The organism is Streptomyces toxytricini (assembly GCF_014649915.1).
Classification (GTDB): Bacteria; Actinomycetota; Actinomycetes; order Streptomycetales; family Streptomycetaceae; genus Streptomyces; species Streptomyces toxytricini.
In genome coordinates, this window is record NZ_BMTY01000003.1 from 239,825 (window position 1) to 261,083 (window position 21,259).

General features: G+C 74.1%; 24 protein-coding genes. 13 read left to right on the top strand and 11 right to left on the bottom strand.

Going from position 1 to position 21,259, the window contains the following annotated elements:
• Nucleotides 1–19: 19 nt before the first annotated feature.
• A complete protein-coding gene (locus IE170_RS05180; protein ID WP_189808079.1) occupies nt 20–661 on the bottom strand; it encodes a hypothetical protein in 642 nt (213 codons plus the stop codon).
• Nucleotides 662–951: 290 nt separating this feature from the next.
• Here IE170_RS05180 and IE170_RS05185 point away from each other — a divergent pair, with 290 nt between their 5' ends.
• From IE170_RS05185 to IE170_RS05195, 3 genes are all read left to right on the top strand, one after another.
• Complete coding sequence (locus IE170_RS05185) at nt 952–1,815, top strand: bifunctional methylenetetrahydrofolate dehydrogenase/methenyltetrahydrofolate cyclohydrolase (protein ID WP_189808080.1); 864 nt, start codon at nt 952–954, stop codon at nt 1,813–1,815.
• Entirely contained in the window at nt 1,805–2,236 is a 432-nt protein-coding gene (locus tag IE170_RS05190; protein WP_189808081.1) for a DUF3017 domain-containing protein, read from the top strand. Before IE170_RS05185 ends, IE170_RS05190 begins: the two co-directional genes overlap by 11 nt.
• 246 nt (nt 2,237–2,482) lie before the next feature.
• Nucleotides 2,483–3,472 carry a malate dehydrogenase gene (locus IE170_RS05195; protein ID WP_125543346.1) on the top strand — a complete coding sequence of 330 codons (990 nt, stop codon included), beginning with the start codon at nt 2,483–2,485 and terminating at the stop codon, nt 3,470–3,472.
• A 76-nt stretch (nt 3,473–3,548) separates the two neighbouring features.
• Here the strand turns inward: IE170_RS05195 and IE170_RS05200 are convergent, their stop codons facing one another.
• The gene (locus IE170_RS05200) at nt 3,549–4,064 is read right to left on the bottom strand and encodes a carboxymuconolactone decarboxylase family protein (protein WP_189808082.1); all 516 of its coding nucleotides are present in this window, start codon (nt 4,062–4,064) and stop codon (nt 3,549–3,551) included.
• Between the two features lie 46 nt (nt 4,065–4,110).
• Between IE170_RS05200 and pdxR the strand changes: the two genes are divergently transcribed.
• Both pdxR and IE170_RS05210 read left to right on the top strand, forming a co-directional pair.
• Nucleotides 4,111–5,523: a MocR-like pyridoxine biosynthesis transcription factor PdxR gene (gene pdxR / locus IE170_RS05205; protein ID WP_189808083.1), complete on the top strand. Its 1,413-nt coding sequence runs from the start codon at nt 4,111–4,113 to the stop codon at nt 5,521–5,523.
• Nucleotides 5,524–5,557: 34 nt separating this feature from the next.
• Nucleotides 5,558–6,085, top strand: a complete 528-nt coding sequence (locus tag IE170_RS05210; protein WP_189808084.1) for a MepB family protein — start codon at nt 5,558–5,560, stop codon at nt 6,083–6,085.
• Here IE170_RS05210 and IE170_RS05215 read toward each other — a convergent pair.
• Nucleotides 6,070–6,915, bottom strand: a complete 846-nt coding sequence (locus IE170_RS05215; RefSeq protein WP_189808225.1) for a DMT family protein — start codon at nt 6,913–6,915, stop codon at nt 6,070–6,072. The two genes, IE170_RS05210 and IE170_RS05215, sit on opposite strands and share 16 nt — an antisense overlap.
• Nucleotides 6,916–7,014: 99 nt before the next feature.
• On the opposite strand from IE170_RS05215, the gene IE170_RS05220 reads away from it, so the two are divergent.
• Together IE170_RS05220 and IE170_RS05225 are read left to right on the top strand one after the other, a co-directional pair.
• Nucleotides 7,015–7,332, top strand: a complete 318-nt coding sequence (locus IE170_RS05220; protein WP_114053820.1) for a hypothetical protein — start codon at nt 7,015–7,017, stop codon at nt 7,330–7,332.
• 5 nt (nt 7,333–7,337) lie between these two features.
• The gene (locus IE170_RS05225; RefSeq protein WP_189808085.1) at nt 7,338–8,531 is read left to right on the top strand and encodes a glutathionylspermidine synthase family protein; all 1,194 of its coding nucleotides are present in this window, start codon (nt 7,338–7,340) and stop codon (nt 8,529–8,531) included.
• 50 nt (nt 8,532–8,581) lie between these two features.
• Here IE170_RS05225 and rocD read toward each other — a convergent pair whose 3' ends face one another.
• A complete protein-coding gene (gene rocD / locus IE170_RS05230) occupies nt 8,582–9,787 on the bottom strand; it encodes an ornithine--oxo-acid transaminase (protein WP_189808086.1) in 1,206 nt (401 codons plus the stop codon).
• A gap of 271 nt (nt 9,788–10,058) precedes the next feature.
• Here rocD and glyA point away from each other — a divergent pair, with 271 nt between their 5' ends.
• The 4 genes from glyA (at nt 10,059) to IE170_RS05250 (ending at nt 14,385) form a co-directional block, all read left to right on the top strand.
• Complete coding sequence (gene glyA / locus IE170_RS05235; RefSeq protein ID WP_189808087.1) at nt 10,059–11,327, top strand: serine hydroxymethyltransferase; 1,269 nt, start codon at nt 10,059–10,061, stop codon at nt 11,325–11,327.
• Between the two features lie 239 nt (nt 11,328–11,566).
• Nucleotides 11,567–12,580 (top strand): tryptophan--tRNA ligase, encoded by a 1,014-nt coding sequence (trpS, locus tag IE170_RS05240; protein ID WP_189808088.1) that lies wholly within the window; start codon nt 11,567–11,569, stop codon nt 12,578–12,580.
• Nucleotides 12,581–12,704: 124 nt separating this feature from the next.
• A complete protein-coding gene (locus IE170_RS05245; protein ID WP_189808089.1) occupies nt 12,705–13,316 on the top strand; it encodes a 2'-5' RNA ligase family protein in 612 nt (203 codons plus the stop codon).
• A 175-nt stretch (nt 13,317–13,491) separates the two neighbouring features.
• Entirely contained in the window at nt 13,492–14,385 is an 894-nt protein-coding gene (locus IE170_RS05250) for a YihY/virulence factor BrkB family protein (RefSeq protein ID WP_189808090.1), read from the top strand.
• Here IE170_RS05250 and IE170_RS05255 read toward each other — a convergent pair.
• Entirely contained in the window at nt 14,327–15,604 is a 1,278-nt protein-coding gene (locus IE170_RS05255) for a D-alanyl-D-alanine carboxypeptidase family protein (RefSeq protein WP_469888383.1), read from the bottom strand. The two genes, IE170_RS05250 and IE170_RS05255, sit on opposite strands and share 59 nt — an antisense overlap.
• Nucleotides 15,605–15,689: 85 nt before the next feature.
• Between IE170_RS05255 and IE170_RS05260 the strand changes: the two genes are divergently transcribed.
• Complete coding sequence (locus IE170_RS05260) at nt 15,690–15,950, top strand: SCO4848 family membrane protein (RefSeq protein ID WP_189808092.1); 261 nt, start codon at nt 15,690–15,692, stop codon at nt 15,948–15,950.
• Nucleotides 15,947–17,332, top strand: coding sequence for a metallophosphoesterase (locus IE170_RS05265; RefSeq protein WP_189808093.1), 1,386 nt, complete (start codon nt 15,947–15,949; stop codon nt 17,330–17,332). The genes IE170_RS05260 and IE170_RS05265 overlap by 4 nt, the downstream gene beginning before the upstream one ends.
• A 21-nt stretch (nt 17,333–17,353) precedes the next feature.
• On the opposite strand, the gene IE170_RS05270 is transcribed toward IE170_RS05265, so the two are convergent.
• The 6 genes from IE170_RS05270 to IE170_RS05295 all read right to left on the bottom strand — a co-directional run bounded on the left by IE170_RS05270 (nt 17,354) and on the right by IE170_RS05295 (nt 21,238).
• The gene (locus tag IE170_RS05270; RefSeq protein WP_189808094.1) at nt 17,354–17,935 is read right to left on the bottom strand and encodes a hypothetical protein; all 582 of its coding nucleotides are present in this window, start codon (nt 17,933–17,935) and stop codon (nt 17,354–17,356) included.
• A gap of 10 nt (nt 17,936–17,945) precedes the next feature.
• Entirely contained in the window at nt 17,946–18,758 is an 813-nt protein-coding gene (locus tag IE170_RS05275; protein ID WP_189808095.1) for a TetR family transcriptional regulator, read from the bottom strand.
• An 11-nt stretch (nt 18,759–18,769) separates the two neighbouring features.
• On the bottom strand, nt 18,770–19,240 hold the full coding sequence (locus IE170_RS05280; RefSeq protein WP_189808096.1) for a thiol-disulfide oxidoreductase DCC family protein: 471 nt from the start codon (nt 19,238–19,240) through the stop codon (nt 18,770–18,772).
• A 3-nt stretch (nt 19,241–19,243) separates the two neighbouring features.
• A complete protein-coding gene (locus tag IE170_RS05285; protein WP_189808226.1) occupies nt 19,244–19,678 on the bottom strand; it encodes a hypothetical protein in 435 nt (144 codons plus the stop codon).
• A gap of 124 nt (nt 19,679–19,802) precedes the next feature.
• Complete coding sequence (locus tag IE170_RS05290; RefSeq protein ID WP_229884599.1) at nt 19,803–20,576, bottom strand: alpha/beta fold hydrolase; 774 nt, start codon at nt 20,574–20,576, stop codon at nt 19,803–19,805.
• Between the two features lie 110 nt (nt 20,577–20,686).
• Nucleotides 20,687–21,238: a hypothetical protein gene (locus IE170_RS05295; protein WP_189808097.1), complete on the bottom strand. Its 552-nt coding sequence runs from the start codon at nt 21,236–21,238 to the stop codon at nt 20,687–20,689.
• Nucleotides 21,239–21,259: the final 21 nt, after the last annotated feature.

Genomic DNA, 21,259 nt, shown 5'->3' on the forward strand with positions numbered 1-21,259 from the left:
GGCGCCGCCCCGCCGGGCCTCAGTACTGCGGACGGCCGAAGTAGGAGCCGGCGGCCGAGTTCGCGAGGCCGACGATGATCCAGATCCCCAGCGCCAGCGAGATCACCGAGAAGACCATCGAGAGGGCGATGGCGGGGGCTCCGTCGGAGCTGCCGAGCGCGACCACGTTGCTCAGCACGCTGAACCCGGCGAAGAGGGTCTGCACCGCGCCGAAGGCGATGCCGGAGCCGCGGACGCCGCCGCGGCCCTTGGCCATCTTGGCGGCGGTCAGGATCGGCCACAGTGCGAAGGCGATGAAGACGATCCCGAGGACGGCGAAGACGCCGCCCGCGACCGCACCCGCGTCACTCGCCGTGGAGCTGGAGGAGTCGGCGAACAGCGAGGCGAAGAACGCCCCGCCCAGCAGCATCAGCACGCCCATGAGGGCCTGCAGGATGCCGAGGATGTAGAGGATGACGCGGGCCGCCTTCACCCCGCCCGGCATGGGAACCTGTCCGCCGGGAGCGGGGAAGCCGCCGCCCGGGTACGCGGGGTACGCCTGCTGGCCCTGCTGCGGGTAGCCGTAGCCGCCCTGCGGGGCCTGCTGCGGGTAGCCGTAGCCGTAGCCGGGCTGGCCCTGCGGCTGCTGCCCGTACGGGTTGTTCGGGTCTCCGAAGCTCATCTTGCGGTGTTCCTCCGTGGAAGTGCGGGGACGCACGGCACGCACGGAGGCCGTTCTGTTCTGCGGTCCGCCCCCCGGCACTGCCCGCGGCAATCTCGTTCCGCCATCGTCGGCGCAGCGGGGCGGACTTGTCCAGCGGCCGGAGCGACGGCCCCGTCACCTGTTGTGCAAGTGCAACGAACGGTGCAGGGCCGTGACATGCGCCCGGCGCGGCCCCGCGCCGCCGCCGCGCGGGCCGCGCCGGACGGCACGACTGGAACCGGGGGCACCAGATCCGGGAGGATGGGCGCATGACCGCCCAGATTCTCGACGGCAAGGCCACCGCAGCCGCGATCAAGTCCGAGCTGACCGCCCGTGTGGAGAGGCTCAAGGCCCAAGGCATCACCCCCGGCCTCGGCACCCTGCTGGTCGGGGACGACCCGGGCAGCCGCTGGTACGTCAACGGAAAGCACAAGGACTGCGCCGAGGTCGGCATCGAGTCGATCCGCCGCGAACTGCCCGCCACGGCGACGCAGGAGGAGATCGAGGCGGTCGTCCGGGAGCTGAACGAGGACCCGGCCTGCACCGGCTACATCGTCCAACTGCCGCTGCCCAAGGGCATCGACACCAACCGCGTGCTGACGCTGATGGACCCGGACAAGGACGCCGACGGCCTCCACCCGGCCTCGCTCGGCCGCCTCGTCCTGAACGAGCCCGGCCCGCTGCCCTGCACCCCGAACGGCATCGTGGAGCTGCTGCGCCGCCACGGCGTGGAGATCAACGGCGCGCACGTGGTCGTCGTCGGCCGCGGCATCACCGTCGGCCGCTCCATCGGGCTGCTCCTGACCCGCCGGTCGGAGAACGCCACCGTGACGCTCTGCCACACCGGCACGCGCGACCTGTCGTCGCTGCTGCGGCAGGCCGACATCGTCGTGGCCGCCGCGGGCGTCGCGCACCTGGTCAAGCCGGAGGACGTCAAGCCCGGCGCGGCCGTCCTCGACGTCGGCGTCTCCCGAGACGAGGGCGGCAAGATCGTCGGCGACGTGCACCCCGGCGTCGCCGAGGTCGCCGGCTGGATCTCCCCGAACCCGGGCGGCGTCGGCCCGATGACCCGCGCGGAGCTCCTCGTCAACGTCGTCGACGCCGCGGAACGGCAGGCCGCCAGTGCAGGCTGAGCAGGGCACCGCCGGGCAGGGCGCCGCCGCCGCGGCGGCGAAGTCGCGCCGCTTCCCGTCCCTCACCCGGGACACGGCCCGCCCCGAGGGCGCCGGCCGGGCCGGGCCGGGGACGGCGCTCACCTCCCGCCAGTGGCCGATGCTCAGCGTCCTCGCCGCGACCGCGGTCGGCCTGCTGTGCACCGCCCTCGGGGCCGTCCGGGCGGGCTGCCTCGTGATCGGGGTGGCCCTGCTCGCGGCCGCCGTGCTGCGGCGCGCCCTGCCCGACGTGGGCATGCTCGCCGTCCGCTCCCGTTTCACCGACATGATCACGTACGGGGTGCTGGGCGCGGCGATCACGCTGCTGGCGCTGGTCGTCGGACCCCACCCGCTGGTGAAGATCCCGTTCCTGGAGGACGCGGTCCGCTTCACCGTCCGCTGACGGCCGCCTGCCGATCCACCCGTCCGGGCGAGCCCGCCGGGTGGAATCCGCGGCCGCAGCGGCCCGCGGGCCTTCGAACCCGCCCGGTCCGTGTGCCGCGGACCACACGGACCGGGGGGTTGGGCCCGTGAGGAGTCGGATAGCCTGACGCCGGATGTCTCTTCACGTCAAGATTCGCAGGGAAGCGGCGTCCGCCAGCACCCGGGGCGGGGACGCCCCACCGCCAGCTGTCTAACGGAGAAGGCCATGACCCGCACTCCTGTGAATGTCACCGTCACCGGCGCCGCCGGCCAGATCGGCTACGCGCTGCTCTTCCGCATCGCCTCCGGTCACCTGCTCGGCGCGGACGTGCCGGTCAAGCTCCGCCTCCTGGAGATCCCCCAGGGCCTGAAGGCCGCCGAGGGCACCGCCATGGAGCTCGACGACTGCGCCTTCCCGCTCCTCAAGGGCATCGACATCTTCGACGACCCGAACCAGGCCTTCGACGGCGCCAACGTGGCGCTGCTGGTCGGCGCCCGCCCCCGCACCAAGGGCATGGAGCGCGGCGACCTGCTGTCCGCCAACGGCGGCATCTTCAAGCCGCAGGGCAAGGCCATCAACGACCACGCCGCGGACGACATCAAGGTCCTCGTCGTCGGCAACCCGGCCAACACCAACGCCCTGATCGCCCAGGCCGCCGCCCCGGACGTACCGGCCGAGCGCTTCACCGCGATGACCCGCCTGGACCACAACCGCGCGATCTCGCAGCTGGCGAAGAAGACCGGCGCCGACGTCACCGACATCAAGCGCCTGACCATCTGGGGCAACCACTCGGCCACCCAGTACCCGGACGTCTTCCACGCGGAGATCGCCGGCAAGAACGCCGCCGAGGTCATCGGCGACCAGGCGTGGCTGGCCGACGAGTTCATCCCGACCGTCGCCAAGCGCGGCGCGGCCATCATCGAGGCCCGCGGCGCGTCCTCGGCCGCCTCCGCCGCCAACGCGGCCATCGACCACGTCCACACGTGGGTCAACGGCACCGCCGAGGGCGACTGGACCTCCATGGGCATCCCGTCGGACGGCTCCTACGGCGTCCCGGCCGGCCTGATCTCCTCCTTCCCCGTCACCTGCAAGGACGGCAAGTACGAGATCGTCCAGGGCCTCGACGTCAACGAGTTCTCCCGTGCGCGCATCGACGCGTCCGTGGCGGAGCTCATCGAGGAGCGCGACGCGGTCCGCGAGCTCGGCCTCATCTGACGACACGGCAAGGGGGCCCCGGCGCAGCAGCGCCCGGGGCCCCCTTCCCGTTCCCGCGCGCCCGGCCGCCGTCCGGTCAGCCGCGCGGGCCGCCCGGCGCGTAGCCGCCCGGAACCATGCGCGTGGTGACGGCGAAGCGGTTCCAGACGTTGATCGTCGCGATGACGGTGATGAGCTGGGCCAGCTCCTGCTCCCCGAAGTGCTTCGCGGCGCGGTCGTACACCTCGTCGGGGACGAAGCCGTCCGTCAGGACCGTGACGGCCTCGGTCAGTTCGATCGCGGCGATCTCGCGCTCGGTGTAGAAGTGCCGCGACTCCTCCCAGGCGCTCAGCTGGACGATGCGCTGCACGCTCTCCCCGGCGGCCAGTGCGTCCTTGGTGTGCATGTCGAGGCAGAACGCACAGTGGTTGAGCTGCGAGGCGCGGATCTTGACGAGTTCGAGGAGGACCGGGTCCATGCCCTTGCGGGTGGCCGTCTCCAGCGCGACGACGGCCTTGTAGATCTCGGGGACCTGCCGGGCCAGGTTCATGCGGGGGGCGTGCTCGGCGCACAGGTCGGAAGCGGCCGGGTGCTGCGTCTCGTTGGTGGTCATGGCTTCACCCTACGGAGCAGGCGGACCGCGGATATGGTCCATTTCCATGAGGGAACCCCGGGCCACTTTCGGAGCCGACCTGCACCTGGAGCTCTCCGCCGGGCGGGGTCTGCGGGCGGGCCTGGCCGAGGCGCTGCGGGAGGCCGCGCGCAGCGGCCGCCTCGCGCCCGGCACCCGGCTGCCGTCCTCCCGCTCGCTCGCCGCGGACCTCGGCATCGCCCGCAACACCGTCGCCGAGGCGTACGCCGAACTCGTCGCCGAGGGGTGGCTGACGGCCCGCCAGGGCTCGGGGACCCGCGTCGCGGAGCGCGCCCGGCCGCGCCGCCCGGGTCCGGGCGTCGCCGCGGCCGCCGCGCCGCCCCGGCATCCGGTGCGGAGGGGGCCCGCGTACGACCTGACGGCGGGCAGCCCCGACCTGGGCGGCTTTCCGCGCGCCGCCTGGCTGGCGGCGGCCCGCCGGGCGATGGCCGCCGCGCCGAACGAGGCCTTCGGGTACGCCGCCGACCCGCGCGGCCGCACCGAGCTGCGGGAGGCCCTCGCCGGCTACCTGGCGCGGGCGCGGGGGGTGTACGCGGACCCCGGGAGGATCGTGCTGTGCGCGGGCTTCGCGCACGGCCTGACCCTGCTGGCGAGGGTGCTGCGGGCCCGCCGCGTCCGGGAGGTCGCCGTGGAGGGGTACGGCCTGGCCGTGCACCGGGGCCTGCTGGAGCGGCGGGGGCTGCGGACGGTGCCGCTCCCGGTGGACGCCGCCGGGGCGTGCACGACCCGGCTGCCGGACCTCGCCGCCGGGGCGGTGCTCCTCACCCCCGCCCACCAGTTCCCGACCGGGGTCGCGCTGACGCCGGGCCGGCGGGCCGCCGCCGTCGACTGGGCGCGGACCACCGGCGGGCTGGTCGTCGAGGACGACTACGACGGGGAGTTCCGGTACGACCGCCAGCCGGTCGGCGCCCTCCAGGGCCTCGACCCGGAGCGGGTCGTCTACGTCGGCACGGCGAGCAAGTCCCTGGCTCCGGGCCTGCGGATGGGCTGGATGGCGGTGCCGGCCGGGCTGCTGGACGAGGTGCTCGCGGTGAAGGGGCCCGCGGAGTGGGCGGCGGGCGTCCTGGACCAGCTGACGCTCGCCGAGTTCATCCGCTCCGGCGCGTACGACCGGCACGTGCGCGGCATGCGGCAGCGCTACCGGCGCCGCCGCGACGAACTCGTGGCGGCGGTGTCGGGGCGGGTCGCCGTCTCCGGAATCGCGGCCGGCCTGCACGCCGTCCTGGACCTCCCCGAGGGCAGCGAGGAGGGTGTGCTGCGGGCGGCGGCCTGGCACGAGCTGGCGCTGGAGACCCTCTCCCGGCACGCCCACCCGGATGCCGGGCTGCCGCCGCGCGAGGCCTTGGTGGTCGGCTACGGCACCCCGCCGCCGAGCGCCTGGTCTCCGTCGCTCGCGGCGCTGGTGGCGTCCCTGCCGTGACCCGCGTGTCCGGGGGCGGTGGCAGGATGGCGGGATGGCGACGGACCTGTTGTGGACGGGGCTCCACGAAGACCTGACGGCGGCGAAGGCGGCCGTGTACGACCCGGGCGGCTTCGCCTGCACCCTGCCCGTGCCGGAGCCGGAGAGCGCCGAGTACGCGGCCTGCGCGTTCACGATCGACGGCCGCGCGGTCCGGTTCCGGGCGGCCAGGACCACCCCGCGGAAGGCGGGCCTGTTCGTCACGGTGTGGCAGCGGTCCGGGGAGGGGCCGATCCGGCCCTTCGACGCCGCCGACGGGGTGGACCTCTTCGTCATCGCCGTCCGCGACGCCGGCGGCCGCGGGCAGTTCGTGTTCCCGACGGGGGTGCTGTGCGAGCGGGGCGTCGTCTCCCGCGGCGGCTCCGGCGGGAAGCGGGGCTTCCGGGTCTATCCGCCGTGGGCGCAGACGACGAGCCGTCAGGCCGCGGCCACCCAGGCGTGGCAGACGCAGCACTTCCTCGCCTACCGGCCGGACGGCGGGGCCGACCCGGCCCGCGCCCGCGCCCTCTACGGCGCCGGCTGAGCGGGCGGGTCCGCCGCGGCGGGCACTTCGCCGAAGCGGGCCAGGGCGAGCGCCCCGGCCACGGCGACGGCGAAGCCCAGGACGCCCAGCCAGGCCAGGCCCTCGCGGGCGCGGTCGCCGAGCCAGACCACGCCGACCGCGGCCGGCCCGACCGTCTCGCCCAGCACCATGCCCGCCGTCGCGGCGGTGACCGACCCGCGGGCGAGCGCCGACGTCAGCAGCAGGAAGGCCGCACCGCCGCCCGACAGCAGCGCGTACAGGGCGGGGTTGCGCAGGTCGGCCGCCGAGAAGCCGTCGACGAGCCGCACCGACACCTCCACCACCCCGAACCCGGTGCCGGAGGCCAGCCCCAGGGCCAGTGCGCGCGGCCGGTCCGGCAGCCTCCCGCACCCCGCGCCGACCACGAGCACCGCGCCCACGGCGGCGAGCAGTGCCCACCCCAGCCAGGCCGGCCCCGTGCCGGAGCCCTCCGGGCCCGAGGCCAGCCCGAGCATCGCCAGTCCCGCGCACACCACGGCCACCGCCGTCCACTCGCCCCGGCTCAGGCGCACCCGCAGCAGCCGCGCCGCGGCCACCGCGGTCACGGCCAGGCTCGCCGCGAGGGCCGCGCCCACCGCGTAGATCGGGACGTGCCGCAGCGCCACCACCTGGAGGACGAAGCCGGCCCCGTCCAGACCCAGACCGGCGAGATATCGCCACTGCCGCACCGCCCGCCACAGCAGCGCCGCGTCGACCCCGGAGCCGCTCCCGGGCTCCGCCGCCCGCGCCGCGACCGCCTGGAGAACGGACGCAATTCCGTAACAGACCGCCGCGCCGAGCGAGCAAACCATCCCAAGCAGCACGAAAAACGACTCTAGATCATGGAGGGGTCGCGCAGGTTTCCACGGCCGGATTCCATCCCCTCGACACCCCGTTCTAGTCTGTCGGCCATGGACAGCAGCAGCAGCACCAGCACCCGACGCCGCATGCGCTCCGGCGGCGTCGCCATCGGCGGCATGGGCCTGCTCGCCGCGGCACTCGTCGCCTGCGGCAGCAGCAAGGAGCCGGACAAGCGCTGTGTCGACCGCGTCACCCTGGAGAAGCTCAACAACCGCGAGTGCAAGAGCGGGAGCAGCGGAAGGGGCGGCCACGCCGCGTACTACTACGGCGGCAGCGTCTCCGGGAACAAGGTGAGCGGCGGCAGCTTCGACAAGTCCGCCGTCACCCGCGGCGGCATCGGCGGCCACTCCTCCTCCAGCGGCGGCTGAGCCCCTTGCGGCGCCACACCATCGAGCCCCGCCCCGGCTGGCAGCAGACCGTCGAGGAGCAGGGCCTGATCTACCCGCTCACCCGCTACCCCGACGACTCCCTGCGCCCCTACTGGGACGAGAGCGCCTACTACTCCTTCTCGCTCCCCGAGGTGGAGGCCCTGGAAGGGGTCGTCGAGGAGCTGCACGCCATGTGCCTGGCCGCCGCCGAGCACATCGTCGCCGAGGACCGCTTCGCCGACCTCGGCATCACCGACCGCCGCCTGGCCTCGCTGATCGCCGAGTCCTGGCGGCGCCGCGCCGAACAGCCCTCGCTCTACGGCCGCTTCGACCTCTGCTACGACGGCACGGGCCCGGCCAAGATGCTGGAGTACAACGCCGACACCCCGACCTCCCTCGTGGAGGCGGCCAGCCCGCAGTGGTTCTGGATGGAGGAGCGCTTCCCCGGCGCCGACCAGTGGAACTCCCTGCACGAGCGGCTCGTCGACGCCTGGCGGCGGCAGGCGGAACTGCTGCCGCCCGGCCCGGTGCACTTCGCGCACTCGGAGACCGACGAGATCGGCGAGGACCTGATGACGGTCGTCTACCTGGAGGAGACCGCCCAGCAGGCCGGCCTGGAGACCGAGGCGCTCGCCGTCGAGAAGATCGGCTGGGACAGCCTGTCGGGCCGCTTCGTGGACCAGAACCTGCGCTTCATCCGCAGCTGCTTCAAGCTCTACCCGTGGGAGTGGCTGGCCACCGACGCCTTCGGCCCGCACGTCCTCGACACGTACGACCACGGCGGCGGCGACGGCACCACCTGCTGGATCGAGCCGCTGTGGAAGATGCTGCTCTCCAACAAGGCGCTGCTGGCGATCCTGTGGGAGCTCTTCCCCGAGCACCCCAACCTGCTGCCCGCCTACCTCGACGGGCCGCGCGAGCTGGCCGGCACGACCGGCTTCGCGGCGAAGCCGCTGCTCGGCCGCGAGGGCGCCGGCGTGGCCCTGCACCCGGCGGGCCCGGACGCCCGGCCCTTCACCCCGGCCGATGGCGAGAGCTACGTCTACCAGGCCCTCTCCCCGCTGCCCGACTTCGACGGCAACCGGGTCGTGCTCGGCGCCTGGGTCGTCGAGGAGGAGGCGGCGGGCCTCGGCATCCGCGAGTCCGCGGGACCCGTCACGGACGAGTACGCCCGCTTCCTGCCCCACGTCATCCTCTAGGACACGGCCCTCCGGGACCCCGCCGCCGCGGGGTCCCGGAGGCCGCCCGGTCAGGACGCCAGCACCGCGCGCAGCTGGTCCAGGCCCCAGTCGAGGTCCTCCTTGCCGATCACCAGCGGCGGCGCGATCCGGATCGTCGCCCCGTGCGTGTCCTTCACGAGCACCCCGCGCTCCATCAGCCGCTGCGACACCTCCCGGCCCGTGCCGTGCGCCGGGTCGATGTCGACGCCCGCCCACAGGCCGCGCCCGCGCACCGCGGTCACCGCGCCGCCGCCGACCAGCAGGTTCAGCTCCCGGTGCAGGTGGTCGCCGAGTTCGGCCGCCCGCTGCTGGTAGTCGCCGGTGCGCAGCATCGCCACCACCTCCAGGCCCACCGCGCAGGCCAGCGGGTTGCCGCCGAAGGTCGAGCCGTGCTCGCCCGGCTTGAACACCCCGAGGACGTCCCGGTCGGCGACGACGGCCGAGACCGGGACGACGCCGCCGCCGAGCGCCTTGCCGAGCAGGTACACGTCCGGGACGACGTCCTCGTGCTCGCAGGCGAACGTCCGGCCCGTGCGGCCCAGGCCCGACTGGATCTCGTCCGCCATGAACAGCACGTTCCGCTCGCGCGTCAGCTCGCGTACGCCTCTCAGGTAGCCGGCCGGCGGCACCAGCACCCCCGCCTCGCCCTGGATCGGCTCCAGCAGCACCGCCACCGTGTTCGGGGTGACCGCCTGCGCCAGCGCGGTCAGGTCGCCGTACGGGACGATCTCGAAGCCGGGCGTGTACGGGCCGAAGTGGTCGCGGGCCTCGTGGTCGGTGGAGAAGCTGACGATCGTGGTGGTCCGGCCGTGGAAGTTGTCCGCCGCGACGACGATCTTGGCGTGGCCGTCCGGGACGCCCTTGACCTCGTAGCCCCACTTGCGGGCCGTCTTCACGCCCGTCTCGACGGCCTCGGCGCCGGTGTTCATCGGCAGCACCATGTCCTTGCCGCACAGCGCGGCGAGCTCGGTGCAGAAGTCCGCGAAGCGGTCGTGGTGGAAGGCCCGGGAGGTGAGGGTGACGCGGTCCAGCTGCGCCCGGGCCGCGGCCAGCAGGCGGGGGTTGCAGTGGCCGAAGTTGAGCGCCGAGTAGCCCGCGAGCATGTCGAGGTAGCGGCGGCCCTCCACGTCGGTCATCCAGGCGCCCTCCGCCGTCGCCACGACGACGGGCAGCGGGTGGTAGTTGTGCGCGCTGTGCGCCTCGGCGGACGCGATGGCATCAGCGGTGGTCGACACGGGGTCTCCGATCGTCGGTCACGGGCGGGGCGGGCGGGGGAGGGCCGCGGGGTGTCGGCCCCGGACCCGTCCCTCCTACACCGCTATACGTCGCTCGTATACCGGACGCGGAAACCTCCCGGCGGCAGCGGCGGCTAAGGTGGGCGGTACGCACGGCGACTGGCGCACGGGGAACGGACTCCGGGGGAGTCGTGCGCGCACGACCGCACACAGGGCCGCCCGCCTGGGCCTCGCGGGGACGAGATCCGAAATCGACCCCGGAGGAGCCGCCGTGACCGCGCCCCGCCATCCCGCCCTGACCGCGACCGACCCCGAGCTCGCCTCGTTCGTCGCCGCCGAGGAAGACCTCCAGGCGCGGACCCTGCGCCTGATCCCCAGCGAGAACTACGTCTCGGCGGCCGTGCTGGAGGCCTCCGGCACCGTGCTGCAGAACAAGTACAGCGAGGGCTACCCGGGCCGCCGCTACTACGAGGGCCAGCAGAACATCGACCGCGTCGAGGCGCTGGCCGTGGAGCGGGCGAAGGGCCTGTTCGGCGTCGACCACGCCAACGTCCAGCCGTACTCCGGCTCGCCCGCCAACCTCGCCGTCTACCTGGCCTTCGCCAAGCCCGGCGACACCGTGATGGGCATGGCGCTGCCGATGGGCGGCCACCTGACGCACGGCTGGGGGGTCTCCGCGACCGGCTCCTGGTTCCGCGGCGTGCAGTACGGCGTGTCCGCGGACACCGGCCTGATCGACTACGACGCCGTCCGCGACCTCGCCCTCGCCGAACGCCCGAAGATCATCTTCTGTGGCGGCACCGCCCTGCCCCGCACCATCGACTTCGCGGCCTTCGCCTCGATCGCCAAGGAGGCCGGCTCCGTCCTCGTGGCGGACGTCGCCCACATCGCCGGCCTCATCGCCGGCGGCGCCCACCCCTCCCCGGTGGGCCACGTCGACGTGGTCTCCACCACCACCCACAAGACCCTGCGCGGGCCGCGCGGCGCGATGCTGATGTGCCGCGAGGAGCACGCCAAGGCCATCGACAAGGCCGTCTTCCCCGGCCTCCAGGGCGGCCCCCACAACCAGACCACCGCGGGCATCGCCGTCGCCCTGCACGAGGCGGCCCAGCCCGCCTTCACCCGCTACGCGCACGCTGTCGTCGCCAACGCCAAGGCGCTCGCGCAGGCCCTGCTGGAGCGGGGCTTCGACCTCGTCTCCGGCGGCACCGACAACCACCTGGTCCTGATCGACCTCACCGGCAAGGGGGTCCCCGGCAAGACCGCCGCCAAGGCCCTCGACCGCGCCGGCATCGTCGTGAACTACAACACGGTGCCCTTCGACCCGCGCAAGCCGTTCGACCCCTCCGGCATCCGCATCGGCACCCCCTCGCTGACCTCCCGCGGCCTGGGCGCCGAGCACATGCCGCAGGTCGCCGAGTGGATCTCCCGCGCGGTCGACGCGGCCGCGGCCGGGGACGAGCCGGCGCTCGCCGCGATCCGCGCCGAGGTCGCCGACCTCATGGCCGCCCACCCCGCCCCCGGCCTGCCGGTGGCCTGACCGCACGGGGAGCCGCCGCGCAGGGAGCCCCGCCGCCGGCCGCACAGCCGGGCGCCCCGGCCGAGAACCGGTCGCCCGGCCGGGGCGGTATCCGGCCACCCGGCTGCGCCCGGGCAGGCACCCCCGCGGCGGGACCCCCGGCGCCACCGCCGCCGGGGCCCGCCCCGGCCCCGGCCGAACCGGCGGCTTCCGGCCGCCGAACGGCCGGAGTCGGCCCCCGCACCTGAGAGAATGGGCCCATGGCTTCTGACCGTCCCCGCGCGCTCTCCGGCATCCAGCCCACCTCCGGCTCGTTCCACCTCGGGAACTACCTCGGAGCGATCCGCCAGTACGTCGCCCTCCAGGAGACGCACGACGCGTTCTACATGGTGGTCGACCTGCACGCGATCACCATGCCGCAGGACCCGAAGGACCTCCGCGCGAACACCCGGCTCTCCGCCGCGCAGCTGCTCGCCGCCGGCCTGGACCCCGAGCGCTGCACCCTCTTCGTCCAGAGCCACGTCCCCGAGCACGCGCAGCTCGGCTGGGTCATGAACTGCATCACCGGCTTCGGAGAGGCCAGCCGGATGACGCAGTTCAAGGACAAGTCCGCCAAGGGCGGCGTCAACAACGCCAGCGTCGGCCTGTTCACGTACCCGATCCTCCAGGTCGCCGACATCCTGCTCTACCAGGCGAACGCCGTCCCGGTCGGCGAGGACCAGCGCCAGCACATCGAGCTGACCCGCGACCTCGCCGAGCGCTTCAACCAGCGCTTCGGGCAGACCTTCACCGTCCCCGCCGCGCACATCGTCAAGGAGGTCGCCAAGATCTACGACCTCCAGGACCCCGCGATCAAGATGTCGAAGTCGGCGTCCTCGCCCAAGGGCCTGATCAACCTCCTCGACGAGCCCAAGGCCACCGAGAAGAAGATCAAGAGCGCGGTCACCGACACCGACACCGTGATCCGCTTCGACACCGAGAAGAAGCCCGGCGTCAGCAACCTGCTCACCATCTACTCCACCCTCACGGGGGAGGCGATCGCGGCCCTGGAGGCCCGCTACGAGGGCAAGGGCTACGGCGCCCTGAAGACCGACCTCGCCGCCGTGATGGTCGACTTCGTCACACCCTTCCGCAAGCGCACCCAGGAATTCCTGGACGACCCCGAGACGTTGGACGCGATCCTGGCCAAGGGCGCCGAGAAGGCCCGCGCCGTCGCCTCGGAGACCCTCGCCCAGGCCTACGACCGGCTCGGATTCCTCCCCGCCAAGCACTGACGCATCCCCGCCGGGCCCTCCGGCGGGACGGAAGGCCCCTGGCCCTGAAGGGCCCCCTGGCCCCACACTGGGGCCGGGCGGCACAGCACGCAGCCGGCAGGCGCAGACGACCAAGGAGAGATACGTGGGGACCGTAACGCTCGGCGTTTCGATCGCGGTCCCGGAGCCGTACGGCAGCCAGCTCCAGCAGCTGCGCGCCGGCTTCGGGGACGCTGCCGCGCACGGCATCCCCACGCACGTCACCCTCGTCCCGCCGACCGAGGTCGAGGCGGAGCGCCTGCCGGGGATCAGGGCCCACCTCGCGCGGGTCGCGGAGGGCTTCGGGACCTTCGCGATGCGCCTGGAGGGCACCGGCACCTTCCGCCCGCTCTCCCCGGTCGTCTTCGTCCGCATCGTGGAGGGCGGCGAGGGCTGCACCCGCCTCCAGGGCCTCGTCCGCGACCCGGCCGGGCCGCTCGACCGGGAGCTCGCGTTCCCGTACCACCCGCACGTCACGGTCGCCCACGGCATCCCCGACGACGCCATGGACCGGGCCTTCGCCGAGCTCGCCGACTACCGCGCCGCCTGGGACTGCACCGGCTTCGCACTCTACGAGCAGGGCTCCGACGGAGTCTGGCGCAAGCTGCGCGAGTACCCCTTCGGGAACGCCGCCGCCGGCGCCGTCCCGGCACAGCCGGGCTCGCCCGCCGACGAGGCGGCCGGGACGGCGGCCGACACGGCCCCCCGGCAGTCCTGACGCGGACGCGCCTCCCGGCGCAGCGTGCGCATGGTCCGGCGGGTGCGGAACAGCACGGCGCGCAGGACCAGGCGCGGGAACGGGTGAAGGCCCGGGCGAAAAGTCACAAACGACGACCGTAGTGTGCGAAGGCCGCAATCTCGGCGATTTCCGTCGGCTCCTTTACGGTGACCGCATGGACTGGCTGACGAAACTCCCCGTGGTCGGCCCGGCGGCCGCCCGGCTCATGCAGACCCGCGCCTGGCACGCGTACCAGCGCCTGGAGCGCGTCCACTGGAGCCGGCTCGCCGCCGCGATCACCTTCATCAGCTTCCTCGCGCTCTTCCCCCTGATCACGGTCGCCGCCGCCGTCGGCGCGGCCACCCTCGGCGAGGACGAGCTGGACCGGCTCCAGCAGAGCCTCGCCGAGCAGGTCCCCGGCATCTCCGACCAGCTGGACCTGCCCGGACTCGTCGCCAACGCGGCCACCATCGGCGTCGTCGCCGGCGCGCTGCTGCTGTTCACCGGCGTCGGCTGGGTCGGCTCCATGCGGGAGTGCCTGCGCGCCGTGTGGGAGAAGGACGACGACGAGGGGGAGAACCCGGTCGTGCGCAAGGGCAAGGACGCCCTCGTCCTCCTCGGCCTCGGCGCGGCCGTCCTCGCCTCGGCCGCCGCGTCGATCATCGGCTCCAGCGCCGTCGGCCGCGCCGGCTCCTCGCTGGGCATCCCGGAGGACGGCGCGGGCGGACTGCTGCTGCGCGGCGGGGCGTTCCTCGCCGGCGTCCTCGCCGCCTTCCTGCTCCTGCTGTACCTGCTGACCCTGCTCCCCGGTGTCGAGCCGCCGCGCCGCGCGCTGGTCCAGGCGGCGCTGATGGGCGCGGTCGGCTTCGAGCTGCTGAAGCTGCTGATCGGCGGCTACATCCGGGGCGTCGCCGCCAAGAGCATGTACGGCGCCTTCGGCGTGCCCGTCGCCCTCCTGCTGTGGATCAACCTCACGGCGAAGCTCCTGCTGCTCTGCGCGGCCTGGACGGCTACGGCAAGAGCTCCTCTTCCGGACGGCGGCGACGACCCGCCGGGAAGCGCCGGTTGAAGGCGTACGACCCGCCCACCACCAGGGCCAGCGCGCCGGCGGCGACCGCGAGAGCCGTGCCGCGGCCCCCGGCCGCCCCGCCGCCGGCCGCGGCCGCCTCGCGGTCGTGGGTCTGGGCGGGGGAGCCGAAGGAGGAGGTGTCCGCGCTCTTCGGCGGGACCAGCTCGCCGACCGGCTTGACCTTGCCGGCCGCGGCGAAGCCCCAGTCGAGGAGGTCCGCGGTCTCCTGGTACACCGAGTTCAGCCCGCCCGACGGGTTCATCACCGTGACGAGGAGCTGCCGGTCGCCGCGCTGCGCCGCGCCGGTGAAGGTCGAGCCGGCCATCGTCGTGTTGCCGTTCTTGACCCCGGCGATGCCCTTGTAGGGGGAGAGCCCGCCCGCGCCGGTCATCAGCCGGTTGGTGTTCTGGATCTCGAAGTACTCGCGGGCCCCGCCGTCCTGCCGGCCGGGGAACTTCGCGCTGGCCGTGCCGCAGTACTCGCGGAAGTCCGCCTTCTGCAGCCCGGAGCGGGCGATGAGGGTGAGGTCGTACGCGCTCGACACCTGCCCCGAGGCGTCGTACCCGTCGGGCGAGACCACGTGCGTGTCGAGGGCCTGGAGCTCCTCGGCGTGCGCCTGCATGTCCCGGACGGTCTTCTCGATGCCGCCGTTCATCGCGGACAGCACGTGCACGGCGTCGTTCCCGGACCGCAGGAACACCCCCAGCCACAGGTCGTGCACCGAGTACTCCAGGTCCTCCTTGACCCCGACCAGGCTGGAGCCGGAGCCGACGTCCGCCAGCTCCTCCGAGGTGACCCGGTGGACCCGGTCCTTGGGGAGCTTCGGCAACAGGGTGTCCGCGAAGAGCATCTTCATCGTGGAGGCCGGCGGCAGCCGCCAGTGCGCGTTGTTCGCGGCGAGGACCTCGCCGGTGCGGGCGTCCGCGACGATCCACGACCGCCCGGTGAGCGTCGCCGGCAGGGCCGGCGCCCCAGCCAGCGGGTTCACCTGCACGCCCGGCTTGCCGAGGAGCGCGCCGCCCACGGTGGACATCGACTCCGGGGGCGCGGCGGGCGCCTGCTGCGGCTGCCCCTTGCCATCGGCCGGCGGCGGGGGCGGCGAGGCGTGCGCGGGGACCGTCAGGAGCGAGGGGACGAGCAGCGCGGCGGACACGACCGCGAGTGCGGTCTTCTTTGCAGACACGCAGGTGAACGTACCTCCCGGTCGGCTCCCCGCCATCGGAGACCGGCCAAGTCGGTCGAACCACTGCCGGGACAGCCCACCCCGGCGCGTCCGTCCTGGGGACCGAACCGATACTGGGGGCATGAGACTCAGCCGCGCCGCCTCCTGGTTCCTGCTCGCCTTCGGAGTGTGGAGCTGGTTCATCTGGGTGTCTTTCGTCCGGAACCTGTGGAGGAACGGCAGCGGCCTGGCCTTCGACGCCGCCGGCGAGCCGACGGCGTACTTCTGGGTACACCTTCTCCTGGCGGTGTCGTCCTTTCTCCTGGGGACGGCCGTTGGGGTGATCGGGTTGCGCGGCGTGCTCGCCCTGCGGCGCGAGGCGCGCGGGGAGCGGTCGGAATGAGCGCCGCCTTGGCCGTCGCGGCCGTCCTGCTGGTCCTGTCCCTGCTGGCGCTGGTGCACCGGTGGCTGTGGATCCGCCTGGTGCGCGACACGACGCGGCCGGGCGGGGCGGCCCGCCGGGCGGGCACCGTGCTCGCCTTCACCCTGCCGCTCCTCTCCCTGGCCGCCCTCACCGCGGGGCGCGCGGGGGCGCCCTTCCCGGTCCAACAGGCCGTGGCCTGGCCGGGTTACCTCTGGCTGGCCGTCCTGCTGTACCTGAGCATGGCCGTCCTGGTGACGGAGCCGGTGCGCGCGGTCCTGCTCCGGCGCGGCGCCGGGCGCGGCGCAGCCGCGCGGCCGGAACCCCGGACCGAGGACCCGCAGCCGCAGCCGCAGCCGCAGCCGCAGCCGCAGCCCCGGCCGGAGCCGCAGCCCGCGTCCGCCGGTGCTCCGGCGGGCGCGGCTGCGCAGCAGCGGCCGGCTCCGGCGGGCGGGCCGGCCCCGGAGCACCCGCAGGACCCGGCGCCGCCCGCCGCAGACCCGGCCGCCGAGGCCGGAGCCGATCCGGCCGCCGCCGGTCTGAGCAGGCGGGTGTTCGTCGCCCGCGCCCTCGCCGGTGCCGCGGCCGCCGCCGCGGCGGGGACCGTCGGGTACGGGACGTACGGGGTGCTGCGCGGGCCGGGCGTGAAGCGGGTGCGGGTGCCGCTGGCCAAACTGCCCCGTGCGGCGCACGGCTTCCGGATAGCGGTCGTCAGCGACGTCCACATCGGCCCGGTCCTCGGCCGGGCGCACACCGCCCGCGTCGTCGAGGCCGTCAACGGCACGCAGCCCGACCTGATCGCGATCGTCGGCGACCTCGTCGACGGGGACGTCGCCGACCTCGGGCCCGCCGCCGAGCCGCTCGCCCGGCTCCGCGCCCGGCACGGGGCCTTCTTCGTCACCGGCAACCACGAGTACTTCTCCGGCGCGCAGCAGTGGATCGACCACGTCCGCGAGCTGGGCGTGACCCCGCTGGAGAACGCGCGCCGCGCGCTGCCGTACTTCGACCTCGCGGGCGTCAACGACGTCCAGGGGGAGCGGGAGGGCGCCGGCCCGGACTTCCGGGCCGCCCTCGGGGACCGCGACCGCGGGCGCGCCGCCGTCCTGATGGCCCACCAGCCGGTCGTGATCCACGACGCGGTCCGGCACGGGGTCGACCTCCAGCTGTCGGGCCACACCCACGGCGGCCAGCTCTGGCCGGGCGAGTACCTGGCGGACCTCGCCAACCCGACCGTGGCCGGCCTGGAGCGCTACGGCGACACCCAGCTGTACGTCTCCCGCGGCGCGGGCGCCTGGGGCCCCCCGGTCAGGGTCGGCGCCCCGTCCGACATCACGGTCGTCGAACTGGCCTCGTACCAGGCCTGACCGGGGCGGGCCGGCTCCGTGTCACCGCGGGGGTCCGGCGAGCAGCCGCTTGCGGTGGCGGCTGCGGCGGAAGGCGGTGACGAGGACGGCGGCGGCGCAGGCGGTGAGGCCGAGGACGACGAGGGCGACTGCCAGGGCCAGCCGGCCGGCCAGCGCGACGTAGCCTCCGGAGTCTCCGATGGCATACGCGGACTGCGCGTCGGACGTGCAGGTGATCCGGTGGTCGCCCGCCCGCCGCACGTCGATGGTGTGGAGCGGGTTCCAGGTCTCGTCCCGGGTGAGGAACACGTCGACGCCCGGCTCGCCGAGGCCGGGGTCGCCCGGTCCGGTGATGCTGCATTCCGGGTCGGCGGCCGGGCCGAACTCCCGGTCCTTGATCCAGACGGCCTTGTCGCTGCCCGGTTCGAGCCGGAGGGTGACGACGTCGCCGTCGGCGAACGGGCGGCCGGTGTCGACCGAGCCGGTCGCGCCGTCGAGCCGGAACGCGCCGATGAGCAGGCCGGTCACGACCAGCACGACGGCGGTCACGCCCGCCGCGGCGTACCAGCGGCGGCCGGGCCGCAGTGCGTCCGCCGGTATGTGCGGCGGCGGGGAGGGCTGCACGGGCACGGGCCTACCGCTCCGACCGGCCGAGCCGCGTGCGGCGGGGCTTCGCGGGCTCCGGGGCGGCGGCCTCGGCCTCCGCCTCGGCCTCCGGCTGGGGGTCGGGGTCGGGGTCCGAGGCGCGCTTGCCCCGGGAGACGGCCGTCTGCGCCATGCCGGGCAGGAAGTCCGCGAACAGCTCGTGCAGTTCCCGTACGAGCGGGCGCAGCACCCGGAAGCGGGCCAGGACTATGCCCCGCGTCGTGAGCTGCGCGCCGCGCTCGGCGAGCCGGCGGGTCTTGACGCTGCCCGGCGAGCGGTCGAAGACCCAGTACAGGACGAGCCCCATCTGCGAGAGCCACATCAGCTCGGGCAGGACGTCGGCCAGTTCGTCCGGGACCTTGGTCTTCGCGCCGGCCAGCACCTCGCGGTGCATGTCGATCGCGGCCCGGCGGGCGGGCTCGGACTCGGGGGAGAAGGGGCTGAGCGGGCTCTCCGGGTCCGCCGCGTTCTTGAAGAACTGGGAGGCGAACTCGTGGTAGGGCTCGGCGACGTCGAGCCAGCTCGTCAGCACGCCCGCGAGCCGCTTCTGCAGGTCGGTCTCCCGGTCCAGGATGGGCCGGACCGCCGCCTGGTGGGCGGCGCCGATCCGGTCGTAGAAGCCCTGGACCAGGTGTTCCTTCGACTCGTAGTAGTAGTAGGCGTTGCCGACCGATACTCCCGCCTCCTTGGCGATGGCCCGCATGGTCGTCTTGTCGAACCCGCGCTCCTGGAAGAGGCGGAGCGCGGTTTCGAGGATGAGCGTGCGGGTCTGCTCGCTCTTGGGAGCCTTCTGATCAGTCACGGTGTACGAGCCTATCGGGACGGCGGGCAGTGGTCTCCACAGGCGGCCCCCTGCGCATCCTCCGCCTCCTCCGCGGCGGTCTCGGCCGCGGAGGGGGCGCCGGGCTCCGTCCGCACGGCCTGCCGCCAGGCGGAGGCCGTGTACATGGCGCCACGGGCGAAGGGGCGGCCGGCCGGGGTGGCGAGCCATTCGGCCTTGGGCCGGTGTTCGGCGAGCGCCCACAGGCAGACGATGAAGGCGTCGGTGCCGGTCCACAGCTGTCCGGAGTCCCCGACGACGGTGATCTCACGGAGCGTTGCGGCGTGGTCGAGTGCGGGGTAGAGCCGCCGGGCCTCGTCGGAGCCGGCGGGGACGAGCCGCAGGGGGACGAGCCACTGCTGTCCGAGGAGCCAGTGCCGGATGTGCACGCACAGCGGGCAGTCGGCGTCGTAGAGGACCGTCAGCTGCCGGACGGGCGGGGCGTCCTGTGCTGCCGGGGCCACCGGTCAGGCCCCGGCCGGCTTGGTCCAGCCCTGGGGGCCGGCGGCGGGTGCGGTCCACCCCTGGGGGGCGACGGGCGGGGTCTGGCGGCGCTCCATGATGCCGCGGCGCCGCATCTTGTTCAGCACCCACACGTTGCCCAGGTGCATCGCGCCGAGGACCAGCAGGACGACCCCGAGCTTGACCGAGAGGGCCTCGAAGAGGGTGCGGGCGTCGGCGATGGTGTCGGCCGAGCGCAGGTAGAGGGTCACGAAGCCGATGTTGACGAGGTAGAAGCCGACGACCAGCAGGTGGTTCACGGCGTCGGCGAGCTTCTCGTTGCCGTGCAGGACGTCCGCGATGAAGATCCGCCCGTTGCGGCTGAGGGTGCGGGCGACCCAGATGGTGAGGCCGATGCTGATGAGCAGGTAGATGACGTACGCGACGACGGTGAGGTCCATGCCCTCGCCCCCCTTGAACGTGTTCAACTCGTTGGCAGGACTGACTGTAGACCTCTTTTTGAACAGGTTCAAGCGAATGGGGGAGGGTGCACGCGGCGGGCTCGCGCCGAGCCCGCCGCGGTCATCAGTGCCCGTGCCCGCCGAGGAAGTCCAGCAGCAGGGCGGTGGTCTCCTGCGGGCGCTCCAGCGACGGCAGGTGCCCCGCCCACGGCAGCTCAACGTGGCGGGCGCCGGGGATGCGGCGGGGGAGGGAGGCCGCGATCCCGCGGAAGTCCGGTACGTCGTGCGCGCCGCCGACCGCGAGGGTCCGTGCGGTGACCGCGCCGAGGTCGGCCTCGCGCGGGGGCAGCTCGTGGTCGCCCTCCGCCGACAGGGCGGTCTCGAAGCCGCGGCGCTGCATGGCGCGGACCAGGTCGCGCGTGCGGTCGTCGGCGGACGGGCCGAGCCAGGTGCGCACCATCAGCTCCACCGCCCCGTCGACGTCCCCCGCCTCCAGCAGCGCGTCCTCCAGGTCGCCGACCTCCCGCAGCCCGGGGCCGGGGACGTGGCCGGCGACGGCGGGGCACAGCAGGGCCAGGTCGGACACCCGGTCCGGGTGCAGCGCGGCGACCTGCAGGGCGACCAGGCCGCCGTACGAGGAGCCGACGAGGGCGGCGCGCCCGATGCCGAGTGCGTCGAGCAGGGCGAGGACGTCGTCCTCGTCGCGGTAGGGGGCGGTGGCCGGCGGCGAGTCGCCGCAGGTGCGGAAGTCCATCCGGACGACCCGGAACCCGGCGGCGGCGAGCGGCTCCCACTGCGGCTGCCACATCCGGCGGTCGCAGACGGAGGAGTGCAGCAGGACCAGCGGGGGGCCGTCGGCCGGGCCGGCGGTGTCATGGGCGGGAAGAGTGTCGATCACGGCCACATCCTGGCCGACCGGGCCCGCCCCCGCGCTCCGGTTTTCCGCGCCCCCGGAAGCGCCCGCCCCCGCCCCCCCGCTGCCGTCCTCCGCCCCCCGCCGCCGGGACGTCAGATGCTCAGCGAGCGGGCCTGGTTCACCATGCTCATGACCCAGTGGAAGGTGTTCTGGTCCGTCGCCGGGATCATCGTGGAGTGGTGGCGGCCGCCGCTGGTGACGGTGACCTGGATGAACCCGGTGGTGACTTTCTCCTTCATCAGCAGGAACAGCAGCCCCAGCAGGCAGAAGATGAAGAACACGATGGCCAGCACGACGGCGTGCGTCGGCATCTTCGTCTCGGTGCGGGAGAAGTCCGTCGCGTTCCACATCGCGCCCCGCAGCGGCATCGTGCCCGAGGGGGTGATGACCTGGTCGCCGGCGATGGTGATGTCACCGATCGTCAGGCCCCCGCCGCCCGCGCCCGCCCCCGCGACGGGCGCGGCCGGGTAGGCAGGGACGGGGGCCGGCGGCACCGCCGGGGGATGGGCGGGCGAGGGGATGCCCGCCCCGCCGACGGTCGGCTGGTAGGCCGGCGGCGCCGGGTACGGCTGCGGGTACCCGTAACTCGGGCCGCCGTAGGCTCCGTTGCCGCCCGGGTGGGGATGCGGATGCTGGTCACTCATGCGGCCGATCCTCGCACAGAA

Coding starts and splice junctions, on each gene's coding strand:
- IE170_RS05180 (WP_189808079.1), bottom strand. CDS start 661: ATGAGCTTCGGAGACCCGAACAACCCGTACGGGCAGCAGCCGCAGGGC.
- IE170_RS05185 (WP_189808080.1), top strand. CDS start 952: ATGACCGCCCAGATTCTCGACGGCAAGGCCACCGCAGCCGCGATCAAG.
- IE170_RS05195 (WP_125543346.1), top strand. CDS start 2,483: ATGACCCGCACTCCTGTGAATGTCACCGTCACCGGCGCCGCCGGCCAG.
- IE170_RS05200 (WP_189808082.1), bottom strand. CDS start 4,064: ATGACCACCAACGAGACGCAGCACCCGGCCGCTTCCGACCTGTGCGCC.
- pdxR (WP_189808083.1), top strand. CDS start 4,111: ATGAGGGAACCCCGGGCCACTTTCGGAGCCGACCTGCACCTGGAGCTC.
- IE170_RS05210 (WP_189808084.1), top strand. CDS start 5,558: ATGGCGACGGACCTGTTGTGGACGGGGCTCCACGAAGACCTGACGGCG.
- IE170_RS05215 (WP_189808225.1), bottom strand. CDS start 6,915: ATGGTTTGCTCGCTCGGCGCGGCGGTCTGTTACGGAATTGCGTCCGTT.
- IE170_RS05220 (WP_114053820.1), top strand. CDS start 7,015: ATGGACAGCAGCAGCAGCACCAGCACCCGACGCCGCATGCGCTCCGGC.
- trpS (WP_189808088.1), top strand. CDS start 11,567: ATGGCTTCTGACCGTCCCCGCGCGCTCTCCGGCATCCAGCCCACCTCC.
- IE170_RS05250 (WP_189808090.1), top strand. CDS start 13,492: ATGGACTGGCTGACGAAACTCCCCGTGGTCGGCCCGGCGGCCGCCCGG.
- IE170_RS05255 (WP_469888383.1), bottom strand. CDS start 15,604: ATGGCGGGGAGCCGACCGGGAGGTACGTTCACCTGCGTGTCTGCAAAG.
- IE170_RS05260 (WP_189808092.1), top strand. CDS start 15,690: ATGAGACTCAGCCGCGCCGCCTCCTGGTTCCTGCTCGCCTTCGGAGTG.
- IE170_RS05265 (WP_189808093.1), top strand. CDS start 15,947: ATGAGCGCCGCCTTGGCCGTCGCGGCCGTCCTGCTGGTCCTGTCCCTG.
- IE170_RS05285 (WP_189808226.1), bottom strand. CDS start 19,678: ATGGACCTCACCGTCGTCGCGTACGTCATCTACCTGCTCATCAGCATC.
- IE170_RS05295 (WP_189808097.1), bottom strand. CDS start 21,238: ATGAGTGACCAGCATCCGCATCCCCACCCGGGCGGCAACGGAGCCTAC.